The following is a 15,812-nucleotide window of genomic DNA, read 5'->3' as shown; positions in this document are numbered from 1 at the left end:
GGGGTGCCGGGCCGCCTCAATGTGCCGGATACCCAGCTGACCCTGGCTGAGCTGGATGTGAAAGCGCTCTATCAGCCTGAGAAGGCGCAGGTCGTCTGTGCTGGCGACCACCGGGTGCGCTTGCAGCCGGTGGAGCAGTTGGCCCATCGCTACCAGGCGTTGCTGCGGACTCAGGCGGAGACTTTGCTGTCCGATGACGGGGGCAAGGTCGCGCCCAGCAAATAGTCGTGCATGGCCCGCTGCACATTGCGGTTCAGCTCAGGAATGCCGGTGTTCCCGAACAGTCGATTGAATTCCAGAATGTAGGGGTGACCATCCACCATGGCCACATCAAACCCGGCGTGATTGATATCCAGATACCGCGCCAGTCCTTCCACCAGTGACACCGCGCTGCCGGGCACCGGCAGATCCGTGCGTACCCGGCCGCCCTGGCTCACGTTGTTCAGAAAGCCGGAGCCTTCCCGCCAGTAACTGGCTACCACGTTGTGGCCTACCACCACGATGCGCAGATCGCGCACGATGGGCAGCAGTTTCTGCACATAGAGCACCGATTCCTGTGCGGCATAGTCCAGCAGCTGTTGCCGGTTTTCGATCAGGTAAACGCCCATGCCCTGACTGGAGCGCACCGACTTGGCCACAAACGGAAAACGCCATTGGTCCAGAATCTGGGCGATGCCGTATTTGTCTGATGCGGTGATCAGGGTGTCGGGTACATGGTCCGGGCAGGCCGTTTGCAGGGCGCGGGTCATTTCCACCTTGTCGTGGCCCAGATGGTAGCTACACAGGCTGGGGAAAATGGGTCGCTTGAGCACATAGTGCAGGCTGTTAATCTGCCAGTAGCCAGGGAACAGCAGCCAGTCCGCAGCCGTCAATTCGTCGCGGTGTTGGTGCATGTGTTCCGGCTTGATATAGCGCACGCCGGGGAGGCCGAGGGTGCGGAAAGGATCGAAGGTAATCAGTTTCACGGTAGGGTTTCCGATCAAGGTTCGCTTTTTTAATCGCCTTTGACCGGCCGGTCAAGCGTCTTTGTCGTTATTCGCCCTTGGCAGGCGAGGGTGCGCCCGCTAGCCTTGCCCGACTATAAATACGATTGGGAGAGCTGTCGTGACGATGCCGACACTGGAAAGTGATCTGGTTCTGGTGAGCAACACTGAATCAGTGATGGAAATTACCTTGAACCGCCCGGACAAGTTGAATGCGCTGACCAGCGCCATGTACCGGGATCTGGTTAAGCTGTTGGCTGCCGCTGAGCAGAGTGATGATGTGCGCGTGGTGCTGTTCCGGGGGGAGGGAAAGTCTTTCAGTGCCGGTAACGACCTGATGGATTTCCTGAATGCCAAGCCCGGCGAAGCCGGTGAGGCGGCCCATTTCATTCAGGCCATTCACGATTTCCCCAAGGCGGTAGTGGCGGCCGTGCAGGGTAATGCGGTAGGCGTGGGCACCACCATGCTGTTGCACATGGACCTGGTGGTCGCGTCCGAGGATGCCAAACTGATCACGCCGTTTGTGGATCTGGGCGCAGTACCGGAAGCCGGTTCCGCCAAGCTGTTGCCGGCCTGGATTGGTTATCAGCGTGCGGCTCGCATGTTGCTGCTCGGTGAGCCTATGTTGGCTGCGGAAGCGCTGGAAATCGGCCTGGTCGCCAAAGTGGTGAAGGGTGATGAGCTGGACGCGACAGCGCGCAACATGGCGGCGACCCTGGCGAAAAAGCCACCGCGCGCCTTACAGGCGAGCAAACGGCTGATGCGTGAGTCCATCAACAAGCCGCTGCATCAGGTGGTGCAAGAAGACCTGGTGTTGTTCGGCGAGATGCTTCAGGGCGACGAAGCCAAGGCGGTGATTGCGGCCATGGTGAGCAAGAGCAAGGGCTAAGAGCAGTAACGAGTTTCGAGTGACGAGTTGCGAAGATCAAAAGCTGCAATCAGGAGCTCCTGAAACAGGTTTTAGTTTTTCGCAACTCGCAACTCGCAACTCGCAACTCGCAACTCGCTGCTAAATAATCCCCGCATCCAGCCCGGCCGCCAGATACATCCCCAGTTCTTCCACTTCGGTCTCGAAGCTGTCCTGCCATTCCCCTTTTAACACCTGAGGGTCCTGTACCCAGTTCCAGCGTAGGCCGGTGACGATGGTTTCCACTGCCCGGCGGGTGCCGGTGCCGTCATGGCCGGCACGGATGTACAGGGCGCAGGGCAGGCCCTGCTTTTCTTCCAGTACGGCGTAATAGGTGCGGTCAAAAAAATCTTTCAGCGCGCCGCTCATGTAGCCCAGATTCTCCGTGGTGCCGAGCAGGATGGCATCACAGGCCATCACATCCTCTGGCCCGGCATCCAGCGGAGCCTTGACGGTGACCGAAACATTCTCGATATCCCCATGGCTGGCGCCCCGCGCGGCGGCCTCACGGAGTTTTTGCGTGTTCGGTGATGGGGCGTGGGCAACGATCAGCAGGTTTTTCATGGTCTCGCAATTCAACGCAGTCGATGGAGTCAGCATATCAGCTCAGGGGGCATCTGTAGGTGTGTTGCCTGACACATGACAACGGCCAGACTACGAAGCCGCTGTAGGAGTACCTCTTGAGGTGCGAACCCGAGCCCGGGCGAAGGGGCGGTATTCGGATGGCGATGAGTTCTGGACGTTTTTCTTTTTCATTCTGGTTGTTCGTTCTACGGCTTGTTCGCACCTCAAGAGGTGCTCCTACAAGGGATTGGGGTGTGCGAGTGCGATCAATAAGTATCGAGTGACGAGGAGCGAGTTTCGAAAGGCAAAACCGTTGTTCCGCGTTGGGATTTTCGCAACTCGTCACTCGCTCCTCACGCATCCACATAATTCAACGGCAGCGCCGCCGTATCCACCACGCGCCGCATTACAAAGCTGGAATGTACGCCACTGACCCCTTCGATCCGGGTGATCTGGTTGAGCAAAAAATGCTGGTAGGCGTCGATATCCGGCACGACCACTTTCAACAGGTAGTCCGCATCCTGCCCGGTGACCAGATAGCACTGCTGCACCTCCGGGAAGCTGGCCACTTTTTCCTCGAAATTGGCGAAACGTTCCGGGGTGTGGCGGTCCATGCTGATCTGGATCATCACGGTCAGGTCCAGGCCCAGCTTGCGGGCATCCAGTACTGTCTCGCGCTTGATGATGATGCCCGCCGCTTCCAGCTTCTGGACCCGCCGTGAGCAGGGGGAGGGTGACAGCCCCACTGTTTCGGCCAGTTGCTGGTTGGTCAGCCCGCCGTCATGTTGCAGGGCATCGAGAATACGCAGGTCTGTGCGATCCAGTGTTGCCAGTTTTGGGCTGTTCACAGGTGTTGACTCCAATAATTTTCTATTTTACGCGATATTATTGCTTATATGGCCAAAAACAGAGGAATAAAGCAAACACATTGCCAGGCGGGCGGCGTAAAGTATCTCTCGTAGGGCGGTGACGCCGACGGCCACAAGCCAGAGGCCCCTCACCGCTGCTACCCGTGCCTACCGGCGCCCTGATCGAGACCCGAGATCGCAACGCCATTGTTAGCCGCATCAAGCAGTATCCCTGGGAGAGCCGGTTAGTAATTCTGGGGGCAGTCTCTGCCCCTTTTTACTTTGAGGATTCCACATGAGCTTTGATCACACCAAATACCAGCCTTTTCCTGTTATCGACAAGCCCGACCGTCGCTGGCCGAACCAGCGCATCGAGAAAGCGCCCCTATGGGCGGCGGTGGACCTGCGCGATGGCAACCAGGCCTTGATCAAGCCCATGTCCGTGGCGCAAAAACGCCGCTTTTTCCAGATGTTGGTGGAGTTGGGTTTCAAGGAAATCGAAGTGGGTTTTCCTTCCGCCAGCCAGATCGATTTTGATTTTTGCCGAGCCTTGATCGAAGAAGATCTGGTGCCCGACGATGTCCATATTCAGGTGCTCACCCAGGCCCGGGAAGAGTTGATCGAGCGGACTTTTGAGTCGCTGCAGGGCGCCAAAAATGCGGTGGTGCATATCTACAATGCCACCTCGCCCACGTTCCGCGAGCAGGTGTTCAACGTGGACAAGGCCGGCTGCAAGGCCATCGCCGTGCGCGCGGCTGAGTGGGTACGCGATTGCGCGGCCAAACAGCCTGAGACCCACTGGAGCTTCCAGTACTCTCCGGAAACGTTCAGTGCTACAGAGACGGATTTCGCCATCGAAGTCATTGATGCGGTGAATGCGGTGTGGCGTCCGGATCAGGGGCAGCGAGTAATCATCAATCTGCCGGCCACGGTGGAAGTCAGCACCCCCAATGTGTTTGCCGACCAGGTCGAGCTGGTTAACGACAATATTCAGTATCGCGATGACGTGATTATCAGTGTGCACACCCACGATGATCGGGGTTGTGGTGTGGCGGCGGCAGAAATGGCGGTGATGGCCGGTGCAGACCGGGTGGAAGGGACTCTGTTGGGCAACGGTGAGCGCACCGGCAATATGGATTTGGTGACGGCCGGCATGAACCTGTACAGCCAGGGCACCGACCCGCAAATTGATTTCTCACGCATGAAAGAAATCGTGGCGTTGGTGGAAGAAATCACCGATATCCAGACCCATCCCCGCCACCCGTATGCGGGCGATCTGGTGTTCAGTGCGTTTTCCGGTAGCCACCAGGATGCCATTCGTAAATGCCTGGCCCGTTACCAGGAAGGGGATATCTGGACCGCAGCCTATCTGCCCATTGATCCGGCCGATGTGGGGCGGCGTTACGAGGAAGTGGTACGCATCAACTCCCAGTCCGGCAAGGGCGGGGTGGCCCATGTTCTGGAGCGGGATTTTGGTATCGATTTGCCGCGCTGGTTGCAGCAGGAGTTGGCCGGTGTGGTGCAGGGCGATGCGGAAGAAGACGGTGGCGAGATCACCAGCGAGCGGGTGCATCGCCGTTTCAACAGCGATTACCTGAACGTGCCCATGGGCTGGGTGTTGCGCTCCTACGACCTGAATCGCAGCAATGAACAGGTGCAGGCGCAGATCAGCATTGGCGATGAAAGCCAGCCGGTGACGCTGTTATCCGGCCGTGGTGATGGCGCCATGTCAGCTCTGGTGGATGCATTGAACCGGCGTATTGGCGGCGAGGTGAAAGTGGTGTCGTTCGATGAGTATTCATTGGGCGACAGCACCGAAGCCAACGCCATGGCCTGTGTGCGCGTGCAAGTGGGTGATGCCACGCAAAGCGCCGTGGCCATGGCCGCGGATACCACGGCGGCGGCGTTGCAGGCGATCCTGTCTGCGGTGGGCCGGGTGCAGAAAAGCAGTGAGCCGCTGATCGTTAATGGCTAGCATTGCGGCGGCTTTGTTTTTGTGGGGGTGCAGAATCCAGTGACATGTCGGATTACGGCCTTCGGCCTAATTCGACCTACTTGGAAGGCTGAATTTTGTAGGTCGAATTAGCCTGAAAGGCGTAATCCGACATAGGGCATGTCAGGTCATCCCAGAAACGCATTCAGGACGCGCCCTAACAAGGCTTTCGATGCGCTAAAACGCTGCGGATCACCGAGCAAGTCGTCGCGGCTTTCCACCCAGCGATCGGGTGTAAGATCCTCCGGGCAGGCATCGCAGAGGGCTTCAGCGTTGCCGCTCTCCAGCTCCAGATGAAACTGCAGGGCCAGCACGTTGTCGCCGTAGCGGAAGGCCTGGTTGCGGCAGCCTTCACTTTCCAGCAAATGCACGGCGCCATCGGGAATGGCAAAGGTGTCGCCATGCCAGTGCAGTACCGCAGGCGCGCCGGCAAACAGTTTGCCGATGCTGTCGTTCTTGCCGGCGGGTGAGGGGTAAACCGGGAACCAGCCGATTTCCTTTTCCGGGTTGGCGGTCACCGGGGCGCCCAGCACCCGGGCAATCAGTTGGGCGCCCAGACAGATGCCCAGCACCTTTTTCCCCGCCGCGATGCTTTCGCGGATCAGCGCCTTTTCGGCGCTCATCCAGGGGAACCGGCTGTCGTCATCGGCGCCCATGGGGCCACCCATCACCACCAGTACATCAAAATCCGCCGGGGTGGGCAGTGCGTCACCGGCGAACAGCAGTGATTGGCGGATGCTGATGTCTCGCTCCTGAAACCAGTCTTCCATGGCGCCCAGTTGTTCGAACGGAACATGGGACAGGTAATGAACACGCATGGTGATTTCCCTTTTTGCGAGCCCCTGTTGCGCCCGCGAGTGGGTCGAAACAGGGGCGGTAAAGCGGGTTAGGGTTATAGATAAATGGCCTGAAAGCTGGCCACCGCCTCGTCGTCTTTATCAAACAGGGTAAGCAGTTCACCGTCGATGCGGAAGTGATCGCTGGTCTTGAGGGCATCAAGGTAGCGGCTTTCGATGGCACTGGTCGGGCAGGCCTTGCGTGTGGTCGCCAGGTTGGACAGCGCCAGTTGTGGGTCGTTGCGCTGGTAGCTGCCATTCAGGTTGTTGCAGCTGCCATGGCCTTTGACCTTGCTGTCATCGTTGAAGGTGAGAAACGGCACTTGCGCCGCACTGCCAAGAATAATGCGATCCGCTCCCAGGTGGGTCAGCTGCCAGCGGGTGTGAGTCAGTTCGGCGGTGGGCAGTTGGCAGTTTTCCATGCCCGCTTCCAGGTTGAAGCTTTCCACGATAAGAGCGGCTTCGGTGCTGCCTTCCTGGCTGCCGGGAACCTTGCGTACCAAGCCGCTGACGGTGGCCACGCGGGGTTGCTGTGGGTAGCGGATGCCGTTGTCGTAGGCGGCCAGCAAGTCGTCGCTTTGCGGGCCGCGGATTAGCAGGCGGCGGTCGCTGTTGCACAGGGTAAAAGTGTCACGGTCCTGGCCGGGCTTGCCGCGGGTGATGGCGCCGCGCAGGGTTTCGCTGTCGGTCATGACTTCAGTGAGCGGCAGGGTTACATCGTCAAAACCGTGCTTGTTGCGCGTGAGGGTCACAGCGTCGGATTGATAGAAAAGCCCGCCATCGGCGAGGATCTGACTGAAGATCTGATACTCATGGTCCGCTTTCAGGTCGTCTGGCAGATAGTACAAGCGGAAGGGCAGGCTGGTGGCGTTTTCGTCCAGGCGGATCAGACGTTTGGCAACGGGCTGCGTTCCTGCGGCATCTTTGTCGATCTGGCTGTTCAGTAGCGCGACGGTGAGCACAGCCTTGTCTGGCAGGTCGCTGTCTTGCGGGCGTGTGGCCGTGCCGCTGATATGCGCCACGGCCTGGTTGGCACGCTGATAATCGCCACTGAATAACGATGGGTCTGCACCTGTATTGGGGGGCTCGGCGTTGGTTACCGCGTCGGCATCAGTTTCGGCGGTTTCGCTGTTGGTAGTCTCTGTGGTGTTGTCCCCGGTGGTGGCTGTCGGGCGGGTCAGGGTCAGAGTGTCGCCTTGCTGCAGGCCGGTGGCGGTGGCCTGGGTAACGCGTTGCTCGCGGTTGTCCAGATAATTGAACGTCAGGATGTCGTCCTGTTGTTCCCAGTGGAGTCCCTGCAGGCTGGTGTTCGCGGGCAGGTACAGGTCCCCGTTGGCTTCCAGCACCAGTACTTGCTGGTCGTTCTGCCAGACACCGGCAATGCCATTGCTGTTGTCGCTACCGGCGGGGGCTGGTTGGGGTTGGTTGTCGCTGTTGTCACTACAGCCCAGCAGGGCAAGGCCGCTAAAGCACAGGGCGGCAAAGGGGACGGCATACTGCTTCATTGCGTGTTTCCTTCGGGGGGCGCAGGGTCAGGCGGGGGCGGCAGGGTGACGGTTCCCGGGTCGGGAATGCGTACCAGCGCCATTTGCGCCTGAATCCATTGAGCCCGTTGTTGTACGTAGTCGGTGGGGCCTTTGAAATCGTAAAGATTGGGGCGCGGCAGCATGGCGGCCAGCTGTGCTGCTTGCAGGGGAGAGAGCTGCGCGGCGCTGACCTGGAAATAATGCCGTGCTGCCGCTTCCGCACCGTAAATCTGGTGCCCCCACTGGGCCACATTCAGATAGAGTTCCAGAATGCGACGTTTGCTCAGGCCGATTTCCAGCATCAGGGCTATCACGGCTTCCTGCGCCTTGCGGGTATAGGTGCGTTCGCCAGACAGGTACAGGTTCTTGGCCAGTTGCTGGGTAATGGTGGAGCCGCCTGCCACTGGCTTGCCGGCTTCCATGTTGCGTTTCAGGGCATAGCGGATACCTGCCCAATCGAAGCCGGTGTGCTGGGTGAAATGGGCGTCTTCAGAAATTAGCACGGCCCGTTTCAGGTAATCACTGATCTGGTCGTAATCGCGCCAGTACTGCTGCACGTTGCCCTGCTCCTGGGCGCGGTGCATATAAGCGCTGTTGTCCGGGTTGTGATGCTGCAGGCGCAACACCTGGCCCAGATACCAGAGCTGGGCCAGGGTCGCGGCCACAAACAGCAAGGCCAGACACTGTAACAGGCGTCGTCGAAACGTCATGATCGGCGCTGGCGATGGCCAGCTTTTCTTCTCCCAGAGGCTTGCGGGACGCCCGGGCGCGGTGACACCGGGAATCCCTGTAACAGGCCCCAATTGTCGGTGAAAGTTCCGGCTTTGTCAGGTCAAGCTGGCCAGGGAGGCGTGAGGCGTCCAAAAAGTGAACAGAGGGGCGGGAAAACGCAGGATAACAATCACAATAATGGACGAATGCCATGCAGGGTGTGCTGATTGGGGCTGTCACCGTCACGGTAGTGCTGCTGGCAGTGCTGTTGGCGGCGCTGTTTTTACGGTGTGTGTTACGGCGTAATCGGGCGGAGCTGGCCCAGGTAAAAGACAGTGAAATCCGCTTTCGGTTGGCGATGAAGCATTCCTCCATTGGCATGGCGTTGCTGAGCCCCCGGGGAGAATGGCAGGCGGTGAATCACGCTCTGTGTGATCTGGCGGGTTATGACGAAACGGGGCTGCTGAGCACCTCCTTCCAGGATATTTCCCACCCGGATGACCTGCTCAAAAGCCGGGGGATGCTGGCGGACCTGTTGTCCGGCGATATCAACGGTTACTCACTGGAGCAGCGTTTTATTACCCGCCGTGGTGATGATCTCTGGGTGCGCCTGTCGGTCTCGGCGGTGCGTGTGGCGGGGCAGGTCAGCTACCTGATTGCCCAGGTGGAAAATATCCATGCCGCCAAATTATCGGAACAGGCGCTGCAGGAGAGTCGCCACCGGCTGCAAATGGCCCTGGAGGTGGGAGGGGTGGGTATCTGGCAGTACAGCCCGCAGAGTGACGTGCTGTTCTGGGATGAGCGCATGTACGAGCTCTACGGCGTGCAGCCCGGGGCGCCCGGCGATGGCACCTTGCAGATCTGGCGTGACCAGGTGCACCCGGATGATTACACGGACATCAACGCGGCGTTCCAGCGCGTTATTGCGGGTGAGGAAGATCTGGACACGGAATTTCGGACCCTGCGGCCCGGTGGCGAAATCCGGCATATCCGCGTACGGGCAGAAACCGTGGTGCGCTCTGATGGTGCGGAAACGCTGGTGGTGGGCACCAACTGGGATGTGACGGCGGAAAAGGGCATGCAGGAGTCCCTGGCCCATGAGAAAGAGCGTTTGCGCGTCACCCTGACCTCCATTGCCGATGGAGTGGTGGCCACGGATGAGGTCGGCCGGGTGACCTTTATGAACCCGGTGGCCGAGTCGCTTACCGGCTGGCGCGAAGCGGAAGCCGAGGGATTGCCGATTGGCGATGTGTTGATGCTCAGCGATGACAACGCCACTGTCCCGGTTCCCAACCCGATTACCGTGGCCCTGAGCGGAGGCGATGTGTGCTTCCTGCGCGAAGGCAGCATGTTGCAAAGCCGGGACGGCAGCCGCTACGAAATTCAGGATTCTGCCGCGCCGCTGAAATCCGCAGATGGCCAGGTGACCGGGGCGGTGATGGTGTTTCGGGATGTGACCTCCCGGCGGGCCATGCAGAAGAAGCTGCGCTACCACGCCACCCACGATGCCCTGACTGGCCTCACCAACCGCCGGGAATTTGAAAATACCTTGCAGGAATCCCTTGATGAACAGGGTACGGAACACAGCATGCTGTGTTTTATCGACCTGGATCGTTTCAAGGTGGTCAACGATACCGCCGGCCATGTGGCAGGAGACGCCCTGCTGCGCGAATGCGCCCGAGTGATTGGCCGTCAAGTGCGTGAGGGGGATGTGGTGGCCCGGCTGGGCGGCGACGAATTCGGGTTGTTGCTGCGCCATTGCCCGGCGCAGCGGGCGATCCAGATTGCCGAACGTCTGATTGGCGCACTGGGCGATATCCGTTTTGCCTGGAAGGAATCGCTTTACGATGTCGGCGCCAGCGCCGGGCTGGTGCAGCTGGATGCCAACGTGATTACCGTGGAAGAAGCCATGAGCCGGGCGGATGTGGCTTGCTATGCGGCGAAACACCGGGGCCGAAACCAGGTGTCGGTGTACACCCCCGACGACAGCGAAGCGTCCCGTCGTCATCTGGAGTTACAGATGGCAGCGGGGCTACGCGAATCCCTGGAGTCAAACCGTTTCCTGCTCTACGCTCAGGAAATTCGCCCCATCGATACCGATACAGAGCAATCCCACTACGAGGTGTTGCTGCGCCTGCGCGACCGCAATGGCGATATCCTTAACCCTGGTGCGTTCATTCCGGCGGCCGAGCGCTACCAGATGATGCCGCACATCGACCGCTGGGTGCTGACCCAGTTATTGGTGACTCTCAGCGATGAACTGGCGGCCCTGCCGAAGCTGAATATTGCCATCAACTTGTCCGCCACGTCGCTGGATGATCCGACGTTTATTCCGTTTCTGGAATCCCTGTTGAGTAAAACCGCGTTGTCACCGGAGCGGCTCACCTTTGAAATCACTGAAACCACGGTGGTGAACCAGCTGTCTTCGGCCAGCGATTTGCTCGGGCGTATTCGTGAACAGGGTTGCAAGGTGGCGCTGGACGATTTTGGCAGTGGCTTCAGTTCGTTCAGTTACCTCAAACACTTCCCGGTGGATTTCATCAAGATCGACGGCAGCTTTGTGCGCAACCTGCTGCACTCCAGCGTGGATCGCACCATTGTGGAATCCATCAACGAGGTGGCACACCGGTTAGGCGTGAAAACCGTGGCCGAGTACGTGGAAGAGCACGCCCTGATCGGGGTATTGGAAGAGGCGGGGGTCGATTTCGTCCAGGGTTATGCCATTGGCCGGCCACAACCTCTGAGCGCATTGTTTGAGCAGCAACACAATAGTGCGGGAGCTACGCGTGGCGCGGAGATTGTGGCGCGCCGGTGAAATGAGGGTGGGCGGCGCTACCGTGTGATCAGGGGTCGCTTTTGCCGGGTGTTTTCAGCTTGCTGTTTTGTTTCCAGCGATCCAGCTCGCGAGTCATGGAGGGCTGGGTGGTTTCTTCCTGTAGCTCCAGTGCCCGCTTTTGCATCCGCCCTTCGGCGCTGTCCGCACTGCTGGCGCCGCCTTTGCTCAGGCCGGGCTGCGGCACGCTGGTGAGGCCGTCATAATCCAGTCCGTACTGGTAGTCCTCTTCATACACATCGTCACCGCGGATGTAGTCGTAATCGCTACCATAAGCGGGTGCGGCGGTGCCTGCGGCGATTAGCACCCATCCTGCAATCCATGCTGCCCGTGGCCATTCTGCGTGTCCCATAACGCCTCCAACGCTTCCTGTTTTGTCCTTCTCAAGGTGGGACAGGGTTGCGGTCGGGCGGTTCCTTAACGTGGGGATACTGGCTGGCCGTGTTAGGTATTGCCTATCGCTGCAATGAAAGTATCCAAATTTACCAATCGCCGCAAAAACCGCATTCTTACTTCCGACGAAACGTTAACCCAATCGTTTTACCGACAATCTAGGGAGTCTTGGAAACATGGCACTGATTAATAGCGAGATCCAACCGTTTAACGCCACCGCATTCAAGCAGGGCGAATTTGTAGAGATCTCTGAAGCCGACGTAAAAGGCAAGTGGGCGATCTTCTTCTTCTATCCCGCCGACTTCACTTTCGTTTGCCCCACCGAGCTGGGCGACGTGGCGGACAAGTACGAAGAGCTGCAGAAGATGGGCGTGGAAGTGTTCTCCGTCTCCACCGATACCCACTTCACCCACAAAGCATGGCACGACACCTCCGACACCATCGGCAAGATCAACTACTACATGGTTGGCGACCAGACCGGCACCATCACCAACAACTTTGAAGTGATGCGTGAAGGCCAGGGCCTGGCAGACCGCGCTACCTTCCTGATCGACCCGGATGGCGTGATCCAGGCCATGGAAATCACTGCCGAAGGTATTGGCCGTGATGCAGACGACCTGCTGCGCAAAGTGAAAGCTGCCCAGTACGTTCGCAACAATCCAGGCGAAGTGTGCCCGGCAAAATGGAAAGAAGGCGAAGCCACTCTGGCCCCGTCTCTGGACCTGGTCGGCAAGATCTAAATTTGCCTCAGGTTGGAGCATCTCCGGCAGCATCGCCGGGGATGCTTTCCTCCCCAATTTTTATGTCACTGAATACGCTTTTAATTGAAGGGAAGACTCATGCTCACGAATGAAATTTTGCAGGCTCTCAAGGGCTACGCCGCCAACATGCAGAAGAAAGTGACTTTCGTGCTGCAGGAAGGCGCCCATGAAAAACGCGATGAACTGGCCTCGTTCCTGTCCGGCATCGCTGGCGTCAGTGACAACCTGGCGTTTGAAGAGCGCGACCTGGGTGGCGTATTGCGCAGCCCAATCAGTTTCCTGTTGGAAGCCGATGGTGAAGACACGGGTATCCGTTTTTCCGGTATTCCTGCAGGCCATGAATTCAATTCCCTGGTGCTGGCTTTCCTGCACGCATCCGGGACCGACATCAAACTGGATGACAGCCTCCAACGCATGGTGGCCAACGCCCAGGGCGAACTGAATTTTGAAGTGTTTATCAGCTTGAGCTGTCACAACTGCCCGGACGTGGTCCAGGCCCTGAACCAGTTCGCGTTGCTCAATCCGAATATCACCACCGAGATGATTGATGGTGGCTTGTACCAGGATGTGGTCAACGAGCGTGACATTCAGGGGGTGCCCAGCGTTTACCTGAATGGTGAGTTGTTTGCCAACGGCAAGGTGACTGCGGCCGAGTTGATCGACAAATTGCTCGAACATGATCCGAGCATTGCCCAAGCGGGCGCGGGCGAGAAAATGCCCCTGCAGGACGTGACCGTTATCGGCGGTGGTCCGGCCGGTGTGTCCGCGGCCATCTATAGCGCCCGTAAAGGCCTGAAAGTGACGCTGATTGCCGATCGTATCGGTGGCCAGGTGAAAGACACCATGGATATCGAAAACCTGATCTCGGTGAAGAAAACCACGGGTCCGGAACTCTCCGGTGCGTTGCAGGCGCACATGAACGAGTACGACGTGACCGTGAAAGAGCATCTGAAAGTCACCCGGATAGACAACGGTGACATCAAGACGGTGGTGCTGTCCTCCGGTGAAGAAATTGATACCAAAACCGTGATTGTGGCCACCGGTGCCAAATGGCGCGAGCTGGGTGTCCCCGGTGAAAAAGAAAACATCGGTAATGGTGTGGCCTACTGTCCTCACTGCGATGGTCCTTTCTTCAAGGGCAAGGATGTGGCAGTGATCGGTGGCGGCAACTCCGGCATTGAAGCCGCACTGGACCTGGCCGGTATCGTTAAATCCGTGAATGTGTTCGAGTTCATGCCGGAGCTGAAAGCGGACAAGGTGCTGGTGGACAAGGCGGAAAGCAAAGCTAACGTCACCATCCACAAGAACGTGGCGACCAAACAAATCACCGCCAGCAATGGCAAGGTGGATGCCATCGAGTACGTGGATCGTGAAACGGAGCAAGTGCACACCTTGCCGTTGCACGGCGTGTTCGTACAGATCGGCCTGGTGCCCAACAGCGATTTCCTGGATGGGGTGGTCAAGCGGAGTCGTTTTGGCGAAATCGAAATCAACGAGAAGTGCCAAACCTCTGAAGAAGGCATTTACGCTGCCGGTGACGTGACTACCGTGCCGTACAAGCAGATTGTCATCAGTATGGGTGAAGGTTCCAAAGCTTCCCTGGCGGCCTTTGAATACCTGATGACCCAGAGCGACCGATTGGACGCTCTGTATGAAAGTAAAAGCAACACAGGCGAGCAGAAGGAATCTGCTGTCGCCTGACCCTCTGGCGCTCACCAGTCGAAACCAAAACCACCGCTCGCGGTGGTTTTTGGTTTTTGGAGACACTGCGGGCATCACGTTGCACAGATTGGCTGTGGTGATTTCCTGCCTGCGATAAGTGGTCTTCACTCTACCTGTACGCCGACAGCGGAAAATAAGACACCCACAGGTACCTCCTGAAGGAGTCGGCGTGAAAATCGGTCTTATCCTTGGTGACCAGCTCAGCCTGAATTTGCCCACTTTGCAGCACCTCAATAAAAGCAAGGACAGGCTGGTGATGGCGGAAGTGGCCGACGAGGCCACTTATGTGAAGCACCATAAACAGAAGATCGCTCTGATCTTCAGTGCCATGCGCCACTTTGCCGTTGATCTCGAAAAAGCGGGTTGGCAGGTGGATTACTATTGCTATGGCGAGCATGCGTTCAGAGGTTTTGCGGCGCTTATTTCTGAAAAGTATGCCGATGCTGGCGAACTGGTGGTGACCCGCTGTGGCGAATACCGCCTTCAGCACCAGATTGATCGTGATTGGGAGCGGTGTATCGGTGTGCCGGTGACTTGTCTGGATGACAGCCGCTTTCTTTGCTCAACAACATTCTTCCAGCAGTGGGCGCAGGGCAAGAAGCAGCTGCGCATGGAGTTCTTTTATCGGGAGATGCGTCGTTACTCCGGATTGTTGATGGAGGGCGATGAGCCCGCGGGCGGGCAGTGGAATTACGACAGCAATAACCGCCAGCCCTACACAGGCAAGACGCCGCTACCGCCGGTGCTGACGTTTGAGCATGATGATATCGATCGGCAGGTGTTGGCACTGGTGGAGGAGCAATTCCCGAGTCACATGGGTTCATTGGACTCTTTCCAGTGGGGAACCACCCGCGAGCAGGCTCAACAGGCGTTGGCTCATTTTATTGAGCATCGCCTGCCGTATTTTGGCGATTATCAGGATGCCATGGTTACGGGAGAAGACACCCTGTTTCACAGTCTGCTTTCGCCGTATATCAATCTCGGGCTGCTGGATCCCATGGCGGTATGCCAGGCGGCGGAGCAGGCCTACTACTCCGGTGACGCGCCGCTTAATGCGGTGGAAGGCTTTATCCGCCAGATTATTGGCTGGCGGGAATATGTGCGGGGTATCTACTGGCTGTTGATGCCTGATTACGCCAACGAAAACCGGCTGGGTAATACGCGGGATTTGCCGGCCTGTTACTGGACCGGCGACACCAAAATGCACTGCATGGCTGAGTGCTTGCGCAATACCATTGACCACGCCTATGCCCATCACATTCAGCGTCTCATGGTCACTGGTAATTTTGCCTTGCTGCTGGGCGTGCTGCCGGAGGCCATCTGTCAGTGGTATCTGGAAGTCTATGCCGACGCTTTCGACTGGGTGGAATTGCCCAATACTCTGGGCATGGTTATGCATGCGGACGGGGGCTATCTGGGAAGCAAACCCTACGCGGCGTCCGGTAGTTACATCAATCGCATGTCGGATTACTGCAAGCACTGCCAGTACGATGTGAAAACGGCAAGCGAAGCGGACAGTTGTCCGTTCAATAGCCTTTACTGGCACTTCATTCATCGTCATCGCAGGCAGTTTGCTGGCAACCACCGCATGAAAATGATCTACGGCAATCTGAATCGGATGGACGAGGCGAAAGTGGAAGCGATTCTGGCGCGGGCGCAATCGCTGTTGGCGGACCCGGATGCGTTATGAGTTAACACTGGCATACAGGCTCCCAGAGGCGGGCTGTTATCACCC

The 15,812-nt window shown here is 58.2% G+C and carries 13 protein-coding genes and 1 pseudogene; 7 read left to right on the top strand and 7 right to left on the bottom strand.

Annotation, left to right across the window (positions count from 1 at the left end):
* Positions 1–225, top strand: a pseudogene (locus CL546_RS14425) (hypothetical protein); the annotation flags it as partial.
* Here the strand turns inward: CL546_RS14425 and CL546_RS14420 are convergent.
* Entirely contained in the window at positions 171–965 is a 795-nt protein-coding gene (locus CL546_RS14420) for an ATP-grasp domain-containing protein (protein WP_290496203.1), read from the bottom strand. The pseudogene CL546_RS14425 and the gene CL546_RS14420 sit on opposite strands and share 55 nt — an antisense overlap.
* Before the next feature lie 145 nt (positions 966–1,110).
* Here CL546_RS14420 and CL546_RS14415 point away from each other — a divergent pair, with 145 nt between their 5' ends.
* Complete coding sequence (locus tag CL546_RS14415) at positions 1,111–1,872, top strand: enoyl-CoA hydratase (RefSeq protein WP_290496205.1); 762 nt, start codon at positions 1,111–1,113, stop codon at positions 1,870–1,872.
* Between the two features lie 120 nt (positions 1,873–1,992).
* On the opposite strand, the gene CL546_RS14410 is transcribed toward CL546_RS14415, so the two are convergent.
* Both CL546_RS14410 and CL546_RS14405 read right to left on the bottom strand, forming a co-directional pair.
* Positions 1,993–2,454: a flavodoxin family protein gene (locus CL546_RS14410; protein ID WP_290496201.1), complete on the bottom strand. Its 462-nt coding sequence runs from the start codon at positions 2,452–2,454 to the stop codon at positions 1,993–1,995.
* A gap of 353 nt (positions 2,455–2,807) precedes the next feature.
* Positions 2,808–3,302 (bottom strand): Lrp/AsnC family transcriptional regulator, encoded by a 495-nt coding sequence (locus CL546_RS14405; RefSeq protein WP_290496199.1) that lies wholly within the window; start codon positions 3,300–3,302, stop codon positions 2,808–2,810.
* Positions 3,303–3,597: 295 nt separating this feature from the next.
* Between CL546_RS14405 and CL546_RS14400 the strand changes: the two genes are divergently transcribed.
* Positions 3,598–5,277, top strand: a complete 1,680-nt coding sequence (locus CL546_RS14400) for a 2-isopropylmalate synthase (protein WP_290496197.1) — start codon at positions 3,598–3,600, stop codon at positions 5,275–5,277.
* Positions 5,278–5,423: 146 nt separating this feature from the next.
* On the opposite strand, the gene CL546_RS14395 is transcribed toward CL546_RS14400, so the two are convergent.
* The 3 genes from CL546_RS14395 to mtgA all read right to left on the bottom strand — a co-directional run bounded on the left by CL546_RS14395 (position 5,424) and on the right by mtgA (position 8,367).
* Entirely contained in the window at positions 5,424–6,113 is a 690-nt protein-coding gene (locus CL546_RS14395; protein WP_290496195.1) for a type 1 glutamine amidotransferase, read from the bottom strand.
* 74 nt (positions 6,114–6,187) lie between these two features.
* Complete coding sequence (locus CL546_RS14390; protein WP_290496193.1) at positions 6,188–7,636, bottom strand: META domain-containing protein; 1,449 nt, start codon at positions 7,634–7,636, stop codon at positions 6,188–6,190.
* On the bottom strand, positions 7,633–8,367 hold the full coding sequence (mtgA, locus tag CL546_RS14385; protein WP_290496191.1) for a monofunctional biosynthetic peptidoglycan transglycosylase: 735 nt from the start codon (positions 8,365–8,367) through the stop codon (positions 7,633–7,635). The genes CL546_RS14390 and mtgA overlap by 4 nt, the downstream gene beginning before the upstream one ends.
* A 212-nt stretch (positions 8,368–8,579) precedes the next feature.
* Between mtgA and CL546_RS14380 the strand changes: the two genes are divergently transcribed.
* Entirely contained in the window at positions 8,580–11,183 is a 2,604-nt protein-coding gene (locus tag CL546_RS14380) for an EAL domain-containing protein (protein WP_290496188.1), read from the top strand.
* Positions 11,184–11,211: 28 nt separating this feature from the next.
* On the opposite strand, the gene CL546_RS14375 is transcribed toward CL546_RS14380, so the two are convergent.
* A complete protein-coding gene (locus CL546_RS14375) occupies positions 11,212–11,553 on the bottom strand; it encodes a hypothetical protein (protein ID WP_290496187.1) in 342 nt (113 codons plus the stop codon).
* A gap of 223 nt (positions 11,554–11,776) precedes the next feature.
* Here CL546_RS14375 and ahpC point away from each other — a divergent pair, with 223 nt between their 5' ends.
* The 3 genes from ahpC (at position 11,777) to CL546_RS14360 (ending at position 15,767) form a co-directional block, all read left to right on the top strand.
* Positions 11,777–12,334, top strand: coding sequence for an alkyl hydroperoxide reductase subunit C (gene ahpC, locus CL546_RS14370; protein WP_463671045.1), 558 nt, complete (start codon positions 11,777–11,779; stop codon positions 12,332–12,334).
* 99 nt (positions 12,335–12,433) lie between these two features.
* Positions 12,434–14,056: an alkyl hydroperoxide reductase subunit F gene (ahpF, locus tag CL546_RS14365; RefSeq protein ID WP_290496183.1), complete on the top strand. Its 1,623-nt coding sequence runs from the start codon at positions 12,434–12,436 to the stop codon at positions 14,054–14,056.
* Between the two features lie 190 nt (positions 14,057–14,246).
* Positions 14,247–15,767, top strand: coding sequence for a cryptochrome/photolyase family protein (locus CL546_RS14360; RefSeq protein WP_290496181.1), 1,521 nt, complete (start codon positions 14,247–14,249; stop codon positions 15,765–15,767).
* Positions 15,768–15,812: the final 45 nt, after the last annotated feature.

The organism is Alcanivorax sp. (genome assembly GCF_002726155.1).
GTDB lineage: Bacteria > Pseudomonadota > Gammaproteobacteria > Pseudomonadales > Alcanivoracaceae > Alcanivorax.
This window is presented reverse-complemented; position numbering and strand designations above follow the sequence as displayed.

Excerpts from the sequence above, each read along its gene's own strand:
- CL546_RS14415 (WP_290496205.1), top strand. The coding sequence starts at position 1,111 with ATGCCGACACTGGAAAGTGATCTGGTTCTGGTGAGCAACACTGAATCA.
- CL546_RS14410 (WP_290496201.1), bottom strand. The coding sequence starts at position 2,454 with ATGAAAAACCTGCTGATCGTTGCCCACGCCCCATCACCGAACACGCAA.
- CL546_RS14400 (WP_290496197.1), top strand. The coding sequence starts at position 3,598 with ATGAGCTTTGATCACACCAAATACCAGCCTTTTCCTGTTATCGACAAG.
- CL546_RS14395 (WP_290496195.1), bottom strand. The coding sequence starts at position 6,113 with ATGCGTGTTCATTACCTGTCCCATGTTCCGTTCGAACAACTGGGCGCC.
- CL546_RS14390 (WP_290496193.1), bottom strand. The coding sequence starts at position 7,636 with ATGAAGCAGTATGCCGTCCCCTTTGCCGCCCTGTGCTTTAGCGGCCTT.
- mtgA (WP_290496191.1), bottom strand. The coding sequence starts at position 8,367 with ATGACGTTTCGACGACGCCTGTTACAGTGTCTGGCCTTGCTGTTTGTG.
- CL546_RS14380 (WP_290496188.1), top strand. The coding sequence starts at position 8,580 with ATGCAGGGTGTGCTGATTGGGGCTGTCACCGTCACGGTAGTGCTGCTG.
- CL546_RS14375 (WP_290496187.1), bottom strand. The coding sequence starts at position 11,553 with ATGGGACACGCAGAATGGCCACGGGCAGCATGGATTGCAGGATGGGTG.
- ahpF (WP_290496183.1), top strand. The coding sequence starts at position 12,434 with ATGCTCACGAATGAAATTTTGCAGGCTCTCAAGGGCTACGCCGCCAAC.